1 protein-coding gene is annotated in these 1,345 nt (G+C 31.3%); it reads left to right on the top strand.

Features of this window, described 5'->3' with window-relative positions; translation table 11 throughout:
• A partial coding sequence (locus ACTG3S_RS07340; protein ID WP_439128707.1) for an inorganic phosphate transporter occupies positions 1-1,345 on the top strand: 1,345 nt, incomplete at both ends.

Raw genomic sequence — 1,345 nt, 5'->3', positions numbered from 1 at the left:
AGCCTTATGCTATCTTTTAATACGTTTTTTAAAAGTAAATATTTTAGTTTTAATAATTGGTGTAGGTACCTTTTCTTTAGCAATGGCTTTTGCTGGTAACGACTTGGTAAACTTTATAGGTGTGCCAATTGCTGCTTTAAACTCTTATGAAGCTTGGAGCGTTTCTGGCATCAATCCAGAATTATTTTCTATGGGCAGTTTGGCAAAAAAAGTACCTTCTAACATTTGGTTATTACTTTTAGCAGGTGCAATTATGGTGGTTACGTTATGGACGTCTTCTAAAGCCAAATCTGTTATAGAAACAGGTATTAATCTTTCTAGACAAGGAGAAGGACATGAGAAATTTCAACCAAATAATATTTCTAGAGTAGTTGTTAGAGCTTCAATGTTTTTAAATAAGGGAATTACTTTTATCATTCCAGAAAAAACACAGCAATTTATAAACTCTAAGTTTGAGAAGCCTGTTTTAAAACTACCAAAAGACAAAACATATGAAATGCCTGCCTTTGATTTGGTGAGAGCGTCTGTAAATTTAATAATGGCAAGTGTTTTAATTTCTATAGCAACTTCTATGAAATTACCTCTTTCTACTACTTATGTTACGTTTATGGTAGCAATGGGTACTTCTTTAGCAGACAGAGCTTGGGGACGTGAGAGTGCTGTTTATAGAGTTGCTGGTGTATTAAATGTAATTGGTGGTTGGTTTTTAACTGCAATTATTGCGTTTACTGCTGCTGGTGTAATTGCATATCTTATTAGTTTACACATTGCTGCAATACCAGCACTATTAATCTTGGTTGCTGTTTTAATTGGTAGAAATACCATAAAACACAGAAAAAAAACCAACGAAGTAAAAAAGAAAACCTACTTAGAAAGGGCAGAGTTAATCACCATTAATGGTGTTATAGAAGAAAGTGCAGACCATATTTCTGAGGTTATAAATCGTGTTAGCAAGTTATATACACATGTTGTTAATGATTTAGCAAATCACGACTTAAATAAACTACGTAAAACAGAAAAGCATGTTAAAAAGTTAAATGATGAGATTGATGATTTAAAAGATGGCGTATTCTATTTTATAAAATCTTTAGATGAAACTTCTGTACAAGCAAGTAGATTTTACATTATGGTATTGGGGTATTTGCAAGATGCTGCACAATCTATTAGTTATATTTCTAGAGCAAGCTACAAACATGTAAACAACAATCATAAAAATCTAAAGAAAGGGCAAATAAAAGATTTAAAAACAATTGATATAGAACTTTCTGAACTTTTAGACAAAGAAGCTACTATTTTCGAAAAAAGACAATTAGACGATTTAAACACATTAATTATAGAAAAAAAC

The sequence above is a fragment of the Polaribacter sp. genome, assembly GCF_965656025.1.
GTDB lineage: Bacteria > Bacteroidota > Bacteroidia > Flavobacteriales > Flavobacteriaceae > Polaribacter.
The sequence above is the reverse complement of the archived record's forward strand: the minus strand, read 5'-3'. Positions and strand labels throughout refer to the sequence as shown.